The sequence below is a fragment of the Bellilinea sp. genome, assembly GCF_053501535.1.
The window spans coordinates 1-18,279 of record NZ_JBRCOK010000087.1 but is presented as its reverse complement, the minus strand read 5'-3'; the positions used below and the strand labels follow the sequence as shown (position 1 = coordinate 18,279).

20 protein-coding genes are annotated in these 18,279 nt (G+C 50.4%); 7 read left to right on the top strand and 13 right to left on the bottom strand.

From position 1 onward, the window contains the following. The 11 genes from ACWIZX_RS08900 to ACWIZX_RS08850 all read right to left on the bottom strand — a co-directional run. A partial coding sequence (locus tag ACWIZX_RS08900; protein WP_248842573.1) for a GTP-binding protein occupies positions 1-120 on the bottom strand: 120 nt, incomplete at its 3' end. Between the two features lie 52 nt (positions 121-172). Next, positions 173-2,245, bottom strand: coding sequence for an elongation factor G (gene fusA / locus ACWIZX_RS08895; RefSeq protein WP_322793993.1), 2,073 nt, complete (start codon positions 2,243-2,245; stop codon positions 173-175). A 40-nt stretch (positions 2,246-2,285) separates the two neighbouring features. Then, positions 2,286-2,753, bottom strand: a complete 468-nt coding sequence (gene rpsG, locus ACWIZX_RS08890) for a 30S ribosomal protein S7 (RefSeq protein ID WP_322793992.1) — start codon at positions 2,751-2,753, stop codon at positions 2,286-2,288. A gap of 27 nt (positions 2,754-2,780) precedes the next feature. Next, complete coding sequence (gene rpsL, locus ACWIZX_RS08885) at positions 2,781-3,200, bottom strand: 30S ribosomal protein S12 (protein WP_322793991.1); 420 nt, start codon at positions 3,198-3,200, stop codon at positions 2,781-2,783. Positions 3,201-3,390: 190 nt separating this feature from the next. Continuing rightward, positions 3,391-7,311, bottom strand: coding sequence for a DNA-directed RNA polymerase subunit beta (gene rpoB / locus ACWIZX_RS08880; protein ID WP_448335508.1), 3,921 nt, complete (start codon positions 7,309-7,311; stop codon positions 3,391-3,393). A gap of 154 nt (positions 7,312-7,465) precedes the next feature. Continuing rightward, positions 7,466-8,083 (bottom strand): metallophosphoesterase family protein, encoded by a 618-nt coding sequence (locus tag ACWIZX_RS08875; protein ID WP_322792974.1) that lies wholly within the window; start codon positions 8,081-8,083, stop codon positions 7,466-7,468. Between the two features lie 19 nt (positions 8,084-8,102). Then, entirely contained in the window at positions 8,103-8,723 is a 621-nt protein-coding gene (locus ACWIZX_RS08870; RefSeq protein WP_322792975.1) for an HAD family hydrolase, read from the bottom strand. A gap of 97 nt (positions 8,724-8,820) precedes the next feature. Beyond that, positions 8,821-9,825, bottom strand: a complete 1,005-nt coding sequence (locus ACWIZX_RS08865) for a GNAT family N-acetyltransferase (protein WP_448335507.1) — start codon at positions 9,823-9,825, stop codon at positions 8,821-8,823. A 12-nt stretch (positions 9,826-9,837) separates the two neighbouring features. Next, on the bottom strand, positions 9,838-10,395 hold the full coding sequence (locus ACWIZX_RS08860) for a GNAT family N-acetyltransferase (protein ID WP_322792977.1): 558 nt from the start codon (positions 10,393-10,395) through the stop codon (positions 9,838-9,840). A gap of 4 nt (positions 10,396-10,399) precedes the next feature. Continuing rightward, positions 10,400-10,975, bottom strand: a complete 576-nt coding sequence (locus tag ACWIZX_RS08855) for a GNAT family N-acetyltransferase (RefSeq protein ID WP_448335506.1) — start codon at positions 10,973-10,975, stop codon at positions 10,400-10,402. 21 nt (positions 10,976-10,996) lie between these two features. After that, the gene (locus tag ACWIZX_RS08850) at positions 10,997-11,482 is read right to left on the bottom strand and encodes a hypothetical protein (protein WP_448335505.1); all 486 of its coding nucleotides are present in this window, start codon (positions 11,480-11,482) and stop codon (positions 10,997-10,999) included. Positions 11,483-11,991: 509 nt separating this feature from the next. On the opposite strand from ACWIZX_RS08850, the gene ACWIZX_RS08845 reads away from it, so the two are divergent. Together ACWIZX_RS08845 and ACWIZX_RS08840 are read left to right on the top strand one after the other, a co-directional pair. After that, positions 11,992-12,849 (top strand): DegV family protein, encoded by an 858-nt coding sequence (locus tag ACWIZX_RS08845; protein ID WP_322792980.1) that lies wholly within the window; start codon positions 11,992-11,994, stop codon positions 12,847-12,849. A 26-nt stretch (positions 12,850-12,875) separates the two neighbouring features. Next, on the top strand, positions 12,876-13,250 hold the full coding sequence (locus ACWIZX_RS08840; protein WP_322792981.1) for a LapA family protein: 375 nt from the start codon (positions 12,876-12,878) through the stop codon (positions 13,248-13,250). Positions 13,251-13,253: 3 nt separating this feature from the next. On the opposite strand, the gene ACWIZX_RS08835 is transcribed toward ACWIZX_RS08840, so the two are convergent. Next, positions 13,254-13,667 carry a PPOX class F420-dependent oxidoreductase gene (locus ACWIZX_RS08835; protein ID WP_322792982.1) on the bottom strand — a complete coding sequence of 138 codons (414 nt, stop codon included), beginning with the start codon at positions 13,665-13,667 and terminating at the stop codon, positions 13,254-13,256. A 211-nt stretch (positions 13,668-13,878) separates the two neighbouring features. Here ACWIZX_RS08835 and ACWIZX_RS08830 point away from each other — a divergent pair, with 211 nt between their 5' ends. From ACWIZX_RS08830 to ACWIZX_RS08810, 5 genes are read left to right on the top strand one after another with little or no spacing between them, the layout of a single operon-like run. Next, complete coding sequence (locus ACWIZX_RS08830) at positions 13,879-14,625, top strand: PocR ligand-binding domain-containing protein (RefSeq protein WP_448335504.1); 747 nt, start codon at positions 13,879-13,881, stop codon at positions 14,623-14,625. A 14-nt stretch (positions 14,626-14,639) separates the two neighbouring features. Then, positions 14,640-15,872: a type III sulfide quinone reductase, selenoprotein subtype gene (gene sqr, locus ACWIZX_RS08825; RefSeq protein WP_448335503.1), complete on the top strand. Its 1,233-nt coding sequence runs from the start codon at positions 14,640-14,642 to the stop codon at positions 15,870-15,872. 8 nt (positions 15,873-15,880) lie between these two features. Further along, a complete protein-coding gene (locus ACWIZX_RS08820; protein WP_448335502.1) occupies positions 15,881-16,585 on the top strand; it encodes a DUF1641 domain-containing protein in 705 nt (234 codons plus the stop codon). A gap of 57 nt (positions 16,586-16,642) precedes the next feature. Beyond that, positions 16,643-16,960, top strand: a complete 318-nt coding sequence (locus ACWIZX_RS08815; RefSeq protein ID WP_322792986.1) for a TusE/DsrC/DsvC family sulfur relay protein — start codon at positions 16,643-16,645, stop codon at positions 16,958-16,960. A 32-nt stretch (positions 16,961-16,992) separates the two neighbouring features. Next, positions 16,993-17,490 (top strand): DsrE/DsrF/DrsH-like family protein, encoded by a 498-nt coding sequence (locus ACWIZX_RS08810; RefSeq protein WP_322792987.1) that lies wholly within the window; start codon positions 16,993-16,995, stop codon positions 17,488-17,490. A 75-nt stretch (positions 17,491-17,565) separates the two neighbouring features. Here ACWIZX_RS08810 and ppcA read toward each other — a convergent pair. Then, on the bottom strand, positions 17,566-18,279 hold a 714-nt coding region (gene ppcA, locus ACWIZX_RS08805), incomplete at its 5' end, for a phosphoenolpyruvate carboxylase (RefSeq protein ID WP_448335501.1).

Genomic DNA, 18,279 nt, shown 5'->3' with positions numbered 1-18,279 from the left:
CCCCAGCAGACTGCACCACTTCGTGATCGCCGCGGTCAATGTCGTCTTGCCATGGTCAATATGCCCCATGGTCCCTACGTTCAGATGCGGTTTCGTTCGCTCAAATTTTTGCTTCGCCATGTGATTTAATCTCTCCTCGCAAAAAGTCCTGATAGGAATTCAGTGAATGATATTAGTTGAGAATTTTTTGTTTTACCGATTCGGGTACCGGGGCATAGTGGTCAAACTCCATCGAATAGACGCCCCTACCCTGAGTAGCCGAGCGCAGCTCGGTGGTATACCCAAACATTTCGGCCAATGGCACCAGCGCGCGGATGGCCTGCGCATTGCCCGGACGCATATCCATTCCCTGGATTTCAGCCCGGCGGGAATTCAATTGAGCCAGTACATCACCCAAATATTCTTCCGGTAACACAACCTCCACTTTCATGATCGGCTCCAAAAGTACCGGCGCTCCGCGCTGCATGCCTTCCTTGAAGGCAAAAATGGCAGCCATTTTGAACGCCATTTCACTGGAGTCAACCTCATGATAGGATCCATCGGTCAGGGTGACCTGAATATCCGTCACCGGATACCCGGCCAGAATCCCCGACTCAGCCGCTTCCAAAATACCTTTTTCGACTGCCGGGATGTATTCCTTAGGAATAACACCGCCCACAATTCGATCTACAAAACGGATGCCGTTACCGCGTTCAAGTGGCTCAAGGGTCAGAACCACATGCCCGTACTGACCACGACCGCCGGTTTGTTTGACATACTTGTAATTGACTCCGATTACCGGGCGGGTAATCGTTTCGCGGTAGGAAACCCGCGGGCGGCCAACATTGGCCTGAACGCGGAATTCACGCATCATACGGTCTACGATAATGTCCAGATGCAGTTCGCCCATACCGGCAATGATGGTCTGGCCGGTATTTTCATCTGTGCGCACCTTGAATGTAGGGTCTTCTTCGGCCAACCGGCGCAGGGCTTCTGCCATGCGGTCTTGATCGGCGGTGGTTTTCGGTTCCACAGCCACAAAAATGACCGGTTCGGGGAAGGTGATGCTTTCCAGCAAAATCGGATTCTTGGGGTCGCACAGGGTATCACCGGTAAAGGTATCCTTGAAACCCAGAACAGCCCCAATATCTCCTGCATACACTTCGGTGATGTCTTCGCGCCGGTCAGCGTACATGCGCACCATACGCCCAATCCGCTCCTTGCGGTTTTTGGAAGAATTGAGCACGGTTTCGCCCTGGGTCACTTTTCCCGAATACACCCGGAAATAGGCCAGCCTGCCCACATACGGGTCAGCCACAATTTTGAAAACCAGCGCGCTCATGGGAGCATCATCATCAACCGGACGCTCGATGATGCGGTCATGGTTATCCGGGTCCACCCCTTTGACTGGCGGGATATCCATCGGTGACGGCAAATAATCAATGACTGCATCCAGTATTGGCTGAACCCCCTTGTTGCGCAGGGAAGAACCGCAAAAAACAGGTGTTGCTTTGTTGGCAATGACCGCTCGTCGCAGCACCTGTTTCAATTCATCTACGGAAATTTCCTCGCCTTCAAGGAACTTGATGATCAATTCATCCTCGAATTCGGCGATCTTTTCAACCATGATGGCGCGCATTTCCTGGGCCTGGGGCAGAAGGTAATCGGGTATTTTTCCGTATTTTGGTTCACGGCCCAATTCATCTTCCCATGTGATGGCTTGCATGGTCAGCAAATCCACCACCCCTTCAAAAGCCGATTCCTCGCCAATGGGAATTTGCATCGCAATTGGGTTCGCCCCCAAACGCTGGCGGATTGATTCAATCGTGCGCTCAAAAGAGGCACCTACCCGATCCATCTTATTGACGAAACAAATCCGCGGGACCTGATAGCGGTCTGCCTGACGCCAGACCGTTTCACTTTGTGGTTCAACCCCTTGAACCGCGTCAAAAATCACCACTCCGCCGTCCAAAACCCGCAGGGAACGCTGCACCTCAGCCGTGAAGTCAATGTGACCGGGCGTATCAATCACGTTGATTTGATAGCCCTTCCATTCCGCCGTTACCGCTGCAGACACAATGGTAATACCGCGTTCCCGTTCCTGGGCCATCCAGTCGGTGACGGTTGTGCCTTCATCCACCGAGCCAATCCGATAGGTTTTGCCGGTGTAGAACAGGATCCGCTCAGTGGTGGTGGTTTTCCCAGCATCAATATGAGCGATAATCCCAATATTGCGGCACTTTTCTAACGGAAAATTACGCGGCATGAGACTCTTCCTGCACTAAACCCAAACGCCAAAACACCGGCTACACCCGATAATGGGAGAAAGCGCGGTTGGCTTCGGCCATTTTGTGAGTTTCTTCGCGCTTACGCACGGCATTGCCCTGATTATTGGCAGCATCAATCAATTCGGCTGCAATTTTCTCTGCAAAGGATTTACCGGCACGAGCGCGGGCAGCATCTGCAATCCAGCGCATCGCCAGCGCCAGACGACGGTCACCTGGCACTTCCATTGGAACCTGATAAGTGGCGCCACCCACACGGCGGGGACGCACTTCCATAATTGGGCCAACGTTCTTCAGCGCCAGTTCAAAAACCTCCAGCGGATTACGGCCGGTCTTTTCTTTGATCATGTCCATCGCATCATAAACTATGGATACCGCCAGGCTTTTCTTTCCGCGGCGCAAAATGTGATGGATGAATTTTTGCAGATCTACGCTGTTATAGCGCACATCCGGTTCTACAACTCTTTTTTCTGGTTTGGTACGACGCATGAAACTTTCTCCATCCTCAGGTCAGGCTTATTTCTTGGCTTTCTTGGCACCATACTTGGAACGACCCTGAGCGCGTTTGGCAACTCCGGTTGTATCCAGCGTACCGCGCACAATATGATAGCGGACACCCGGCAAGTCTTTCACACGACCACCGCGCACCAGCACCACCGAGTGCTCCTGCAATTGATGACCTTCCCCAGGAATGTAGGCGGTCACCTCAATCATGTTGGTCAGACGAACACGGGCAATCTTGCGCAGCGCCGAGTTCGGCTTTTTGGGGGTCATGGTACGCACAGAAGTGCACACACCGCGTTTTTGCGGAGCGCCTTTCTCCTGACGGGTGCGGCGCTGCTTCATCGAGTTATAGGTGTATTGCAGCGCAGGAGCCTTGCTCTTGACCTTTTTGGTTTGACGACCTTTGCGGATCAGTTGGTTAATTGTTGGCACGTTCTTTTGCCTCCAGAAGATTAGTCCTGCGGCGATTGCTCGCCTTGATTGAATGTGTTTTTTTCAACAACGGAGGCGATCACATCAAGAGATCGCCTCACTGATTCCCGTTCGTCCGTTAGAACTGCGTTTTCGGACAGTAAAGGCACGGAGATGGATTATATCACGGGGGTGATTCCCCGTCAACCTTTCACATCAGTTCATCCAAATCCTCTCCCAATGCCAGCAAGCCGGTTTCCAGTTTGGGCGGACGCACCCGTTCTTCATCTTTACCAAAGCGGATGATCTCACCCGAGTCCATGACCGCCTCAACCGCCAGACCCAGACTCTGCAATTCCTTCACCAGCACGCGGAAGGATGCCGGCAGGCCGGGTTCTTCAATTGGCTCATTCTTGACGATGGCCTCGTAAGTAGCCACGCGTCCCTGTACGTCATCCGATTTTACGGTCAAAATCTCCTGCAGGGTGTAGGCTGCACCGTAGGCTTCCAGCGCCCACACCTCCATTTCGCCAAAGCGCTGGCCACCGAACTGGGCTTTTCCACCCAAAGGCTGTTGGGTAACAAGCGAGTACGGACCGGTCGAGCGCGCGTGCACTTTGTCTTCCACCAGGTGATGCAACTTGAGCATGGTCATCACCCCCACCGTAACAGGCTGGTCATAAGGCATACCCGTCTTTCCATCCCGCAAAGTTACTTTACCAATTACCGGCATGGGATTGCCGCTTTCCAACATGTAGGCTTCTGCCTGCTGGCGCACCTGTTGATCATCGGCATTTGCGTCAACTTCAATGCCATTTTCATGCAGCCACAAGCGCAAACAGGCTGTCACCGCATGCTGATCTTTCACCACCATTTGCGGGTCATGGGTAACATTTTCTTCATATACAAGGATATCTTTGGGGTTGTAGCCGTGCTCCTGCAACCAGACTTCCATCCACGACCAGCGCGCATAATTTTCATCATAGGAAAGTTTTTCCACATCATAGCCATGGCTGGCCAATTCCTGTTCAAGGTACAGCAGCCGGACTTCATCATCATCGCGGATGCTTTCAGGGTCGTAAGTCTGTTCTTTGAGCCACTGCCAGGCTCGTTCGCCGGCTTCCTTCCATGCGTGGTCTATGATCCATGCCCGGGCAAGTTCGGCTTCAATTTCTTTTTCATTCGCCCCGTCAAACACCGGCGTAATCGCCCGGAAGCCCAAACGCTGCGCCGCCCAGCCCAGGTGTGTTTCCAGCACCTGACCGATATTCATACGGCCAGGCACACCCAGCGGATTCAGAATAATGTCAACCGGAGTGCCATCTTCCAGGAACGGCATGTTTTCCACAGGTACTACCCGCGAAACCACGCCTTTGTTCCCATGACGGCCGGCCATTTTATCACCCGCCGTGATCTTGCGCCGCTGCGCGACCGAAACACGCACCATCATATCCACCCCGGCGGAAAGATCACTGTTTTCTTCACGGGTAAACACCTTGACATCCACAACCTTGCCACGTTCACCGTGCGGCATCCGCAGGGAGGTATCCTTGACATCACGCGATTTTTCACCAAAAATCGCCCGTAGTAAGCGTTCCTCGGGGGTCAGTTCTTTTTCGCCCTTCGGTGTAATCTTGCCTACCAGAATATCGTTCGGGCCGACCTCTGCACCAATGCGGATGATTCCGTGTTCGTCGAGATCCTTAATGGCGTCCTCACCCACATTCGGAATATCCCGCGTGATTTCCTCCGGGCCGAGTTTCGTATCCCGCGCTTCTACCTCGTATTTTTCAATATGGACAGAAGTAAAACGGTCATCTTGTACCAGTTTTTCGGAGATCAGAATCGCATCCTCAAAGTTACCGCCTTCCCAGGAAAGGAATGCCACAACCACATTCTGTCCCAGTGCCAGATTCCCGTTCACGGTTGAGGAGGAATCGGCAAGCACATCTCCCTTGCGCACCCGTTGACCCTTGACCACCGCCGGTCGCTGATCAATACAAGTGGATTGATTGGAACGCTGATATTTGCGCAAGTTGTAGGTACGCAAACCCGATTCGCTCCGCACAACAATTTGTCGGCCGGTGACCGATACCACATCCCCATCCTCTTCTGCAATCAACACCTGACCCGAATCCAGCGCAGCAAACGCTTCCATGCCGGTCGAAATGATGGGAATATCCGGCTGGACAAGCGGCACCGCTTGCGCCTGCATGTTGGAACCCATCAAAGCGCGGTTGGCATCATCATGTTCCAGGAAAGGAATCAAAGATGCACTGATACCCACCACCTGATGAGGAGCAACGTCCATGTAATTGACTGCTTCCGGCGAGGACATGCGGAAATCCGAGTGGTGCCGGCACATGATGCGGGTTTCGGTAAATTCGTTGTGCTCATTCAGCGGCGTGTTTGCCTGCGCAATCACGAATTTATCCTCTGCATCAGCGGAAAGATACTCCACCTCTTCCGACACGAATGGCACCACAAAAATCGTCGAACGATTCAGCTTTTGAATTGACGGCAAGACTTCCGGGGTAACCCGATCACCCTGCCGCAGGATCACCTCACCCGTCTGTGGATCTGTCAGATTTTCTGCCAGTTTTCTGCCAACCAGCTGCGGATCATTGGACGAAAGCGCTTTGACAACCCTGCGGTAAGGGGTTTCGATGAAACCATATTCATTGACACGCGCATAACTCGCCAGACGCCCAATCAAACCAATGTTGGGACCTTCGGGAGTTTCAATCGGGCAAATGCGCCCATAATGCGAGTGATGCACATCGCGCACATCGAAACCCGCCCGTTCACGGCGCAGACCACCTGGCCCCAGGGCTGAAAGGGTGCGTTTATGGCGCAGTTCAGCCAGCGGGTTTGTCTGATCCATGAATTGAGACAACTGACTTGAGCCGAAAAATTCACGTAACGCCGCCACCACCGGGCGAATATTGACCAGACTCACGGGCGAGGTTTGATCCTGATCACGAATGGACATACGTTCTTTGATGACCCGTTCCATTCGGCGCAGCCCAACCCGCAGTTTGTTTTGAATTAACTCGCCAACCGTTTTTACACGCCGGTTACCAAGGTGATCAATGTCATCCTTGTCTTCTTTTTCGTTGTTGATCATGATCATCCGCCGCACCAGATAGACCACATCCCAGGCCGTTACAGTGCGGTGGTTCATCGGAATCCTGTCCATCAGATCCAGTTTCTGATTGAGTTTGTAGCGCCCAACCTTTTCCAGATCATAGTGACGCTGGTCAAACAACTGTTCTTCCAGAAATTCACGGGCATTTTCCAGAGTTGCCGGGTCGCCCGGTCGCATACGCTTGAAAAACTCAATCAGCGCTGCTTCACCGATGGTCAAACCACCACTCAAGTCCCAGGGCGGCTCCTGCCGTATCGTTGAAGCGATGAACAAACGCTCCGGGTTGTTATCCACATCCTGGAAGAGGGCAATGATTTCTTCATCTGAACCGGTTTTGATGGGTGAATCTCCCAACCCGTCCGAAACCGCTGCCAGCGCACGCAGGAAGATTGTAATCGGCACGGTGCGCTTACGATTAAACTTGAGAATTAAATAGTCGTTCTTACGGGTTTCAAATTCCATCCATGCGCCACGGTCAGGAATCAACTTGGCCATGGCCAATCGGTGGCCGGTAGCACGATCAACCGGCGCCTCAAAATATACACCCGGCGAACGGATCAATTGCGAAACGACTACCCGCTCTGTACCATTAATGATGAAAGTACCCTTCTCGGTCATTTCCGGAAAATCGCCGAGGAAGATATCCTGTTTAATTGGCTCCGGCACATCCGGCCCTGCCAGCAGCACCGAAACATACAAAGGGCTGGCATAGGTCAAATCGCGCTCGACGCATTCTTCAATCGAATGCTTGGGCTCGCCAAACCAGAATTTCAAACCCCATTGCTCCGATTCGGGAGAACGGCTCGGAAAATACAACTTCATCCCTTTGTTGTACGACTCAATCGGGGAAATCTCATGGAATAAATCCGCCAACCCCTCCGACTTGAGACGCTTAAAAGAATCGATCTGAACCTCAATCAAATTAGGAAGGTCGAAGACAACCGGAATTCGAGCGTAAGATTTGGTTTTGAGAACAGAAGGCATTTTTTTCTCCTGACTGAAATTACGGACAGGATATCACCGTTTGCAAGAAACCAAACAATGTTTCCAGACCCTTTTAAGGCATTCTATCTTAATACGCAAATTGTTATTATAACACAAAAAACCAAATGTTAATAAATTTTACAAAATCTCAATCTTAAAATATTCTCCACTTTCGTCCTCGAATCTTAATCTTCGGCAACGCCACAATCCTGCCTTGAACACTCCCATCCTCAATGGTCAACAAGCCAATCGAAGGTTGTCCATCTCTTTCTACTGCAAAAGATGCAGACCCGGGGTTAAAGAAAAGCCGTCCATTCCTTTCAAGAACAAGGGCGCGGTGGGTGTGTCCAAAAATGGCAACCCGTTCGTCTTCCAGATTGCGTTCAATCAAATGCAAATAACGTTCTGCACGATAGCCATCCAGAAGATACCACACTTTATCCACCAGATAATTCCCCAAATCCCCCTGTCCATGGGTGAGAAGAATGCGAACCCCACCCAACACAATCGTTTGTGACCACGGTAAAGTCTTGCGAAAGGCCCAATCCCGATTACCGCGCACAGCAATAACCGGGGCAATTCGCTCCAACTGCTGCAGTACTGCCGGATTGGAAATATCGCCAGCGTGTAATATCACATCCACCTGCGCTGAGCGTAACACTTCCTCTAAATCTGGATGCAGGGCATCAATTCGGTCTGGCACATGCGTGTCAGCAATTACCCCGGCAATGATTTTCGAATTTTTATCCAGCGAATGATCTGCCCTTCTCATCAAATCAAAAAACCTGACCTCACCGATGATTCAGTAAACTCCTCACGTCGTTAAGTGCTTGCTGCGGGCTGCGAAAATGAACCGCCTGCATGCCCAATTGTCTGGCAGCTTCAATGTTGGCTGGGAAATCATCCACGAATACAGCTTCCTGCGGCTCAACTTGCAAGCGATCGAGAATCAACCGATAAAATCGCTCGTCGGGTTTGCGCAACCCCACTTCAGCAGAAAACAAACTGACATCAAAAACATCCAGAAAATTAAACCGGGCCTGAATGGAGGTTCGGGCTTCGTCCCAGGCATTGCTTAACAAACCTGTTTTATATGCTGGACGCAGACTGCGCAGCCAATTCACCAATGTGTGATCTACCCGGTCGCCTGACCAGAAAGCCTCGCGAAAAGCCAGCCTTTCCTGCTCAGCAACGCCGAATTGATCCAGCACCCTTTGCCAGTGTTCTGATTCGCTGATTTCCCCAACTTCCGCCAGTTTAGAAGAAGGGCTGAGAAAAACAGCCTCTTCCAGCGCTTGCCGACTGATACCCAGTTGTTGTGCCAGTTTCTCACGGGGAGCGGTATCTTCGGTTCGCAGCAAAACCCCACCCATATCAAAAATTACTGCTCGAATCATCACTGGAACTACCATAATTCTTTCAACCGCAAGAGTATACCACGAAAGCAGCTGGCTGCCGGCGATGTTTTACTCTAATCTCAACCGGCAGCCAAACGATAACCTCTAACCTCTATCCTCGATTGAATAAAGCCCGTCCGGCACGCAATTCTCGTTCATAGGTATGAAATTCTTCTTCAACCTGCATTCCAGCCTGCTCGTAAATGCGAAGCGCACCGGTTAAATTGGCACTATCCACCCCCAAACCTGCTGAGGTCAGGCCCAGCGAGTAGAAGGTGTTAAAAGAAGTAAGCAGCAACGCCAGTCCAATTCCGCGTTTGCGCCATGGTCGCCGGACACCTAAAATATTCACCCAACCTTGCTTTGCATCCTGAACAGTTCCAACCGAGTTGAAACAAACCCCGGCAACCTCATCTCCATCCATTGCCAGAATACTTCGACTTAAATCTACATAAGGATCATTTCTCAGGTAATAAGCCATCCGTTCAAAGAACGACTCAAAGTTCTGACCTTCCTGAACAAATCCCCAGTGATCCTTGAAGGAGTCATGATCCGCAAAGATTCCCAACCGAAGGTCGGCCTCATTTTGAATGGGGCGCAGCTGAATTCCCTGAGGCAGGTTGGGTTTCATCGGCGGCTGCTCAAAGTCAATTCTCATTCGGTAAAATGTCCGTACATGAGTATAGCCACGCTTCTCAAGCAGCCGTTTCGCCCGTTCATTCTGCTTGTGAACACTGCTATGGATCACAACCTGGGCATCGGCTGGAGCCAGCGGCAGGCTATCCTGCGCGCGCCGCTCAAACCATTCCAGAATCATCGTTCCAATGCCTCTGCCCCAAAAATGCGGGTGGACTGCCCCAAAGCCAAATAAGCGGACATGTGGTTGACCGCGATCCCAAAATTCAGCATAACCAACCAGCCGATCCTCATCGTTAAAAAACAGACGCACATCGGTTTGCGGGTTAAAGTTTGGAGAATTCAACTCGCTTTTCAATTCATCTTCATTTGTGAAAGGTTTTCCGTTTATTGCTGCTTCTGCCGCATTTAACAAATCAACTGCTTCAGAAAGATACTGCTGTTTAAAAGAACGGCTCTGAATTGCAAACAATTCCTTCATTACTAACTCCTCTTATTGTGTTTGGTTTTGAAGCTCTTCCCACTCAGATCGTAAGATGCCCATGAAAATCAAATCGCAACGCTTACCAGCCTTCAATAACGCACCCGGCAATCGGCCTTCTTCCTTGAAACCAGATTTCTTATAAGAGGCGTAACCACGCTGGTTGAAGTCAAATACGTTCAGGGTTACTCGCTGCAGATTCAGGATTGTAAAGGCATAACGCAGGAGCACCTTCATGGCATCCGTTCCATAACCCTTACCCCAGAATTCCCGTTCGCCGATACCAATACCAACCCATGCATTTCTACTCACCCAATCAATACCGTTCAGGTCAATTAACCCAATTTTGCGGTTATCTTCCAGTCTTTGAATCATATAAAAATGCATTGAGTCGATTTCTTTTTCAAAAAACTCCCTCACTTGCTTGGGATTGTAGCGGGATGCGCTTTCTGAGTTCAACAAACGCTGAAATTCGCTATCACGATCCCATTCTGAAAGCAATCGGGCATCTTCATCAAGATCTATTGCAACCAACCTAACCAGGTTTCCAGTTAATGAGTCTCCGTTCATCTTTTTACTCCTCCCGGTAGTGGGTGTTCCATTCCGCCTGGGATATTCCCACAATGATTCGATCCCAGTATTGAGCCTTAAAATAAACCATCTGGCGCTGACGTACATACGGTTTCATCCCAGCATTCAGCAGAGTGTGCAAAACCTGCGGCTGAAACTCTCCGGTACTGCTGGCAACCAGCGCCATATCCAGTTCCTCAAAGGCATAACGCAACCCCATGGTTAGCGCTTCTGCCAAATACATAGTTTCCAGATTTTCTTCCCCAATCAATACCTTCAACCATGCCAGCCGATTCGACCATGAGACCCACGGCAGTTCCAAAACGCCGATGAATCTTGCATCTTCACGCAGACGAACAGCAAAGAGGAATGAATCGCGGCTTTCTGCGCTCCGCTTCAGTTGTTCTTCACGTTTCTTTTTAACCTGAAAAGACGAAAGCGGATGGATTGCAGCGTCCAGTTGTGAGCCCCACCCATAATCCCAACGGCGGGTAAAACCGGCTTCAATGACAGCATCTTTTTCTGGATCGTAAGCGTCCAGCAATAAAGATTGTGCTTCAAACAATTGGGTGTTAAACATAATAATTCTCCTGAAAATTTTTTATTCCAAAATCACAACAGGGTCGGATTCAATCCCGCTCAGGCCGAGAAAAGAGGCTTTGGCTCGTTTGATCAACCAAACCCTTTCGAAATCAGCGACCAAAATTTCACAGTCCGATAAATCTCCAAGTGATTTTTGCCAGTCCTGCCCCATCAGATGGATCTTCTCAACCCTTTCTTCGCATACAATTAGCAAACGCCTGAAGACACCGGCTGCCCCATCCTGTCGTAGCTGCGCCAGTGCCGGACGATTGGAACTATCCGATTCGGCGGTATCCATGTAAACCGCAACCAAACTGGCCAGTTGATTCATCTCACGGATCATCATCAAGCCGGTTAACAGGCACCGTTTTGCAGCCCGGCTGTAAGGATGACCAACCGACAAACTGCCGGACACATACATCGCCAGAGATTGAGATGTTCCGAACATTTCACTATTCAAATAATCCACACGGTAAGCGCCGTTACGCATAAAAACTTCAAACACGGTAGACTCCATTGGTTGTTGAAAATGGTTATTCTTTCCAAAGGAAGGCTTCACCTTCGATAATTTTTGTCTGGGGTGATTTGATTTGTTCAACATGGCAACACCTCCTTGTTTAATACGTACAATAAAGCCACGGGGTTTTTCCTTTCCCGTGGCATGGAAGCAATCCAGTTTCAAAACAAGAAAACAGCCACGGGATCGGCGTGCTCCCGTGGCTGTCGGCGTTTTACGGTTCGTTCAAATTACCGGGCAACAGGCGCACTCCGAGAAGGTACAAGAGCAACTCCACCGCTGGCGGCGAGCAGGCTGCTGAGGGTATAAACAGTGAAGATTTTTACCATCTCGCGTGCGTCCTTTCTCTAGGATAATTATTACCAAATCCTATCATGGCCTTTTCAAAATTGTCAAGGCTTTTAAGGGTAAATTAATCTTTGCAAACATTCCAAATTGAATTATCAGATGAGCCGTGCTACAATTTTTTCAACACTTACACTTGAAACAGGTAACGAATGGGAAACGTCATCATCATCACCGACAGCAGCGCTTATTTGCCCGCTTTTCAAATTGACTCCTTACCCATTGAGGTAATTCCCCTCTATTTGACGTGGGAAGGGCGTTCCTATGCAGATGGTCTGGATTTGCAGCCAGAAGAATTCTTTCGTCGCTTGCAACACGCTTCCGAAATGCCGCGCACCTCTCAAATTCCACTACACACCTTCTTAAACGTTTACCGCCGATGGCTGGAAAAAGGTTATGACATTCTCAGCATTCACATTTCCAGCAAGGTTTCCGGCACCGTAGCAGCCGCCATACAGGCTGCCCGCGAATTAGCAGCGGATAAAATTCGCGTATTCGATTCGCTCAGCGGAGCAGCCGCAATGGCCTTTCAGGTGTTGGGGGCTGCCAGAGCCGCTGCCCAAGGCGCAACCTTAGCCGAATGCGAACGAATTGCCGGGAAGATTCGCGATGCCAGCCACACTTATTTCATCCCAGCTACACTGGAATTTTTACATCGCGGTGGCCGCATCGGCGGAGCTGCCGCGCTGCTGGGTACAGCGCTGAAAATTCACCCCATCCTTGAAACCAGAGATGGAGTCATTGAAGCCTGTGAAAAGGTGCGCACGATGAGCCGCGCCATGCAACGGTTGGTGGAGTTAATGGAAAAACGAGCAGCCGGCTGCAAAAAGATCATTGCGGCCAGCCTGTATGCGGACATCCCTGAGCTGGCAGAAACATTACTTAATCTGGTAAAACAGCGCCTGGGTAACCGCATTCAACAAACGTGGTTTTCAACCATCAGTCCGGTAATTGGCGCTCACATCGGCCCCGGTGCAGTGGGTATGGCATTTGTCTGTCAAGAAGAATAGATCAATTTTCACAGGAGGATTCGGCAATGATCACTTTATTACTTATTCTGGCATTAGTCATTGCGGTAATCGCAGTCATTTTTGCCTTGCAAAACACCGCCGCCGTCAGTGTTAGTTTTTTTGTCTGGCAGTTTAACCAATCTTTGGCTTTGGTATTGCTGCTGGCCGCCTTTGTCGGCGTAATCATCGGTCTTCTTACCATCTTACCCGGCTCGATTAAGACTCGCTGGCAGCTGGCCGCCCGCAACAAGAAAATTGCTTTGCTGGAAAAAGAAATTGAGGAGCTTAAACAAAAACTGACCAGTGCCGAACAACGCCTTCAGGCATTACAGTTAACTCCACCTGCCGAACAGAACTCCTCCAGCCCTACCCCGCCCCAACCACAAGATTCTTCCGGATAGATCTCAGCCGGTAGTTTCTTTTACCGTCATCAGTTCAAACTCAAGGAAAAAGGGGGTTTCCTGTTGACGACCACCCCTAAAGCGGGACATTAAACCGATTAATTTTCGTTGAATACCATATTTTCCGTCAAACAGGCGATTGACCTGCTTGATTTTTTCCTCGTCGCGCAACACCCGCCCGCGCGCAGGCACAAATTCCCCCAACGGATTCCCCCTTACATCACTGGGTGCAATTATTGCCCTCCCGTTGGCGCGAATGCGCTTTGCTTTCCCGGATTGCTCCTGGGTGAACACATACACGCGTTCTTCGTGCCACACAAACCAAACCGGTGTGGCAACCGCCTGACCATTTTTACGAAATGTGGTCAGGTTGATAAACTGACCGCGTTCCAACCATTCAAGTCGCCGATCATTCATTGCTAACCTCCTGACGTGCTCTTTTTTTCTCTCCTAATCTTAACCCTGATGAAGGCCGAAATCAATTAAAGCACTTTTCAAAGATTAGACACACCAGATTGTGAAGAATGGAACGATATGACATTTGTCATGACAATCATCACTTTGCGCTTCCACATCAACAGGATATGATAAGGGTGATACAGGTTGTTATAACTTTTTATATCAAATTATGGACGAATTACTCACTACCCGGCAGGTACAGGATTTACTCAAGGTTGACCGCATCACCATCTACCGCATGTTGCAGGATGGCAGACTGAAAGGGGTCAAAATTGGTCAGCAGTGGCGTTTTCCACGCGCCAACGTGGATCGCCTCTTAACCAGCGGCACCTCCTTTGAAACAAACGCCGCAGCGGAATTAACGGCCGCTTTTCCTGCTCACTGCGTTCAACCTGTACAAGACCTTTTTGCCGAAGTCAGCGGTTTAAGCGCCGTCATCCTTGACCTGGAGGGCGCTCCTCAAACCGAAATCAGCAATCCATGCGAATTTTGCAGGATGCTTTGGAAAAGCGAGAGAGGAAGGACAGCCTGCCTGACAAACTGGCGGGAATTTGCCCGGCAGGCAGCCGAAGGTAAAAATCAACTTACCTGCCATGCCGGCCTCAATTATTGGGTACACCCGGTAGTGGAAAATTCAAAACTGGTCGGATGGTTCATTTCCGGTGGTTGTTTACAACAACCAGTCGAAAGCGCCCAGGCGCAACAAAGGCTTGTTGAACTATCAAGGCAATTTGAGATCCCTTTACAAGCCCTTCAAAACGCCTTCAAAGACATTCCGCTCATCCCCGCCGAGATGCGCACACGGGTCAATTCGTGGCCTGCTGTAGCCGCCCGTGCAGTGGAAGGCATTTTGCGCGAACGAACCTCATTTATTGAAAGATTACAGCAAATCGCTAATCTCACTCAAATATCCTGAAGGAGTAAAAATCCATGAAAAAACTGGTCATTTTAGGTGCGGGTACCGCCGGAACGATTGTTGCCAATCGTTTCAAACGAGTGATGGATTTGGACGAATGGCAAATTACGCTGGTAGACCCGGATCCAATCCATTATTACCAACCCGGTTTTCTGTTTATTCCTTTTGGAATGTACACCAAAAAGGATGTTATCAAACCCAAACGGGATTATATTTCTGCGCCACTGACTCTCATCCAATCTGCGGTCGAAGAAGTTGACCCTGTCCAGCGGATTGTCCACCTTGCCAACAAACAAACCCTTTCTTATGATTACCTGATTATCGCCACCGGTACGGATATTCACCCCGAAGAAACCCCCGGCATGGCTGAACACGAATGGGGAAAATCCATCCACTCTTTTTACACCCTGCAAACCAGCGTGGCACTCAACCAAATGCTTCATGGCTGGGAAGGCGGCCGGCTGGTTGTCAATGTGGTTGAAAATCCCATAAAATGTCCGGTTGCGCCACTGGAATTCATCATGCTGGCCGACTGGCATTTTCATAAACACGGCAAGCGCGACCGGGTCGAAATCATTTACGCCACCCCTCTGCCGGGTGCATTCACCAAACCGGTAGCTTCCCGGCTGCTGGGTGAATTGCTGGAACGTAAAAACATCCATGTAGAGGCCGATTTCATGATCGAACGGGTCGAGCCGGATGCAAAGAAAATCGTTTCCTACGATGAACGCGAAATTGAATATGACTTACTGGTAACCGTCCCTCTTAACAAGGGCGCTGAATTTATCGCCCGTTCGGGTTTGGGCAACGAACTGAACTACGTTCCGGTGGATCAGCACACCTTGCGCGCCAGGGACTACGATAACATCTTCGTACTGGGAGATGCCTCCGACGCGCCTGCCTCCAAAGCCGGTGCCACCGCTCACTTCGCCATTGATTTATTCACCGAAAACTTCCTCCGCTATGTTGAAGGGCATGAATTGAAGCCCTATTTTGATGGCCATGCCAATTGCTTCATCGAAACCGGCTTTGGTAAAGGTCTGATGATTGACTTCAATTATGAACAGGAACCTCTCCCGGGTCGTTATCCCCTGCCGGGCATCGGCCCCTTGACCCTGTTAGAAGAGTCGGAGTTCAACCACTGGGGCAAATTAATGTTCCGCTGGATGTACTGGCATCTCTTGCTCAAAGGTATGGAAGTACCCCTGCCTTCTGAAATGAGCATGAGCGGCAAGCGGATGGTATAGGAGGGATCATGACATTGGAAACCGATCTCTTGACGCTTAATCAAAAACTGGACACGCTCAGTGCACAGGTAGCCTACCTGACCGAACAGGCGCGCATTGCCGAACAGGAACGCGAAGCCCGCAGCGATTTGGTGGACACTGCCATGCCCATTGCCCGCGAAGCCATGGACATTGTAACTCGCGAGCTGGAGGAAGTTCAGGAGGAAATCCGCATGGAAGACCTTCTGCGGCTGAGCAAAAAACTTCTCCGGCATGTGCCTCAGCTGGAAATGCTGCTGGATCAGCTGGACAGCCTGAGCGACCTGCTGGAAACTATCGGCCCTATCAGCCGCGAGATGATCACTAAACTGACCACTCTCATGGAAGAATTGGACAACAAAGGTTACTTCGCCTTTGCGCGTGGCGGCACGCGGCTAATTGATAATGTAGTCACTTCTTTCACGGAAGAAGATGTTAACCGGCTGGGTGACAACATTGTTCTCATCCTCAACACTGTCAAAGATATGACTCAACCGGAGATCCTCTCTTTCGTTCGAAACACCTTATTACTGGCAGAGGAAGAAGTATCCAAACCGGTCAACACTTCGCTGGTGAGCATTCTGCGCCAGATGCAGGATCCCGATGTTCGGCGCGGGCTGGCGCTCACCCTGCGGGTTTTACGCGCCATTGGCGTGCAAGGCGCAAACGGACAACCTGTCCCAGCCAAATCATAAGCCCTGAGCCTGAAGGCTCATTACAAACCAACTATCAAGATGGAGGAAAAAAAGACCATGGTTGCAAAGACAATTGCTGGAAAAACGGTCGAAGTCAATGAAGAAGGCTTCATGACCAATCCCAACGAGTGGACGGAAGAAATTGCTGCTGAAATTGCCAGAGAAGAAGGCATCCCGGAGCTGACTGCTGATCACTGGAAGATTATCAACTTCTGCCGGCAGTCCGCTGGTGCAAGCGGCAAAGCCCCCACTCTGCGGCAAATCACGGTGGGTACGGGTGTTTCAACCAAAGAACTATTCACCCTCTTCCCCAAAGGCCCGGCCAAGAAAGTTGCCCGTATTGCTGGCTTAGGCAAACCTGAAGGCTGTGTGTAACACCCCCTAATAAATAACAAGGAGAAATTGCGATGTCCGACGAACGACATATGGCTTTTATCTGCTCCAAAGGCACTTTGGATATGGCTCTGCCTGCACTGGTGATGGGCTGGGCAGCTCTTGGCAATGGAATTGACGTAACGATTTTCTTCACCTTCTGGGGTTTGGACATCATCAACAAACACCGCGTAGATCATTTGGAAATTGCCCCGGTTGCCAACACCAGCATGAAGATGAGCATGATGGGCGTACCCGGAAATCTTGGCATTCCCAACATTGTCGGTGTACTACCGGGTATGACCGCCTTCGCTACTAAATTGATGAAAGACAAAATGAAGGCTTTGGAAGTTCCGCCTGTGCGTGAATACCTGCAAATGCTGGTGGACGCGGGGGCCAAGTTGTACGCCTGCAAAATGTCGGTTGACATGATGGGTCTAACCAAAGATGATTTTGTGGAAGGTGTCATCGATATCGTCACCGCCGGCGATTTCATTGATATGACCGAAGGCGCTCAGATCATTTTCATCTAGTCGCCACACCCTTTGGAATACCAAAAGGCTTCCCCGCTATTCAACAGGGAAGCCTTTTCACTTGATTCATTCATCTCACCCTAAAAACTGGCGGAGATTAGCCGCCTGCAATATCCATTCGTCAAGCCGGTGAAAGCGGTTATTGCGTACAGCCTCCACAACCCGGCGGCTGATTTCGAGGTGCTCTTGATTAACCTCAGCCTTAATGCCAAGGTGTTCAATTGCCCGGCGTAACCCAGGCGAAAGAAACGGGTTGTCCAGGTCTGCATAGCGCAGGGCTGCCTGCAGGTCCGCCTCAAAGTTAATGTATGTTTGTCGAAGAAAGGCCAGATCTTCGTTGCTCAAGGAATTCAGGCCCAACAGTTCCGGCGGTAAACCAATGGTATATAATGCCGCAGTGAACGAGATGGCACGTGGCAGTGAAACACCGTTGACATTGCGGGAATAACCGAACAAACCAATGTGTAATTTGCGTTTGCGCCGACGGGGCACGTAAGCGGCTACGTTGTTAATCACCCCGGCCAGTTCCATGACTGCATCCCGGTAGGCCCGGGTATACTTTTCCATGATCTCAAAGCAGCGTTTCTCATCCACTACTTGGGCCGCTCTGCGTGGCAGCTCGTGCAGGCGGCGGATAGCCTGACCAACTTGCAGTGCTGGATAGTCGTACTTGAACGCCGACTGAATCGTAAAAGTTTGCACCGAGGGGTATTCCTGCACCACCTGTTCCACCGTTGAAGGTTTGAGATGACCGCGAAAAGGCGCTGAGCCGACCCCAAGAATGGGATA

Bases quoted from the DNA above. Each gene is read 5' to 3' on its own strand.
- fusA (WP_322793993.1), bottom strand. From the start codon at position 2,245: ATGCCGCGTAATTTTCCGTTAGAAAAGTGCCGCAATATTGGGATTATC.
- rpsG (WP_322793992.1), bottom strand. From the start codon at position 2,753: ATGCGTCGTACCAAACCAGAAAAAAGAGTTGTAGAACCGGATGTGCGC.
- rpoB (WP_448335508.1), bottom strand. From the start codon at position 7,311: ATGCCTTCTGTTCTCAAAACCAAATCTTACGCTCGAATTCCGGTTGTC.
- ACWIZX_RS08875 (WP_322792974.1), bottom strand. From the start codon at position 8,083: ATGAGAAGGGCAGATCATTCGCTGGATAAAAATTCGAAAATCATTGCC.
- ACWIZX_RS08870 (WP_322792975.1), bottom strand. From the start codon at position 8,723: ATGGTAGTTCCAGTGATGATTCGAGCAGTAATTTTTGATATGGGTGGG.
- ACWIZX_RS08865 (WP_448335507.1), bottom strand. From the start codon at position 9,825: ATGAAGGAATTGTTTGCAATTCAGAGCCGTTCTTTTAAACAGCAGTAT.
- ACWIZX_RS08860 (WP_322792977.1), bottom strand. From the start codon at position 10,395: ATGAACGGAGACTCATTAACTGGAAACCTGGTTAGGTTGGTTGCAATA.
- ACWIZX_RS08855 (WP_448335506.1), bottom strand. From the start codon at position 10,975: ATGTTTAACACCCAATTGTTTGAAGCACAATCTTTATTGCTGGACGCT.
- ACWIZX_RS08845 (WP_322792980.1), top strand. From the start codon at position 11,992: ATGGGAAACGTCATCATCATCACCGACAGCAGCGCTTATTTGCCCGCT.
- ACWIZX_RS08840 (WP_322792981.1), top strand. From the start codon at position 12,876: ATGATCACTTTATTACTTATTCTGGCATTAGTCATTGCGGTAATCGCA.
- ACWIZX_RS08835 (WP_322792982.1), bottom strand. From the start codon at position 13,667: ATGAATGATCGGCGACTTGAATGGTTGGAACGCGGTCAGTTTATCAAC.
- ACWIZX_RS08830 (WP_448335504.1), top strand. From the start codon at position 13,879: ATGGACGAATTACTCACTACCCGGCAGGTACAGGATTTACTCAAGGTT.
- sqr (WP_448335503.1), top strand. From the start codon at position 14,640: ATGAAAAAACTGGTCATTTTAGGTGCGGGTACCGCCGGAACGATTGTT.
- ACWIZX_RS08820 (WP_448335502.1), top strand. From the start codon at position 15,881: ATGACATTGGAAACCGATCTCTTGACGCTTAATCAAAAACTGGACACG.
- ACWIZX_RS08815 (WP_322792986.1), top strand. From the start codon at position 16,643: ATGGTTGCAAAGACAATTGCTGGAAAAACGGTCGAAGTCAATGAAGAA.
- ACWIZX_RS08810 (WP_322792987.1), top strand. From the start codon at position 16,993: ATGTCCGACGAACGACATATGGCTTTTATCTGCTCCAAAGGCACTTTG.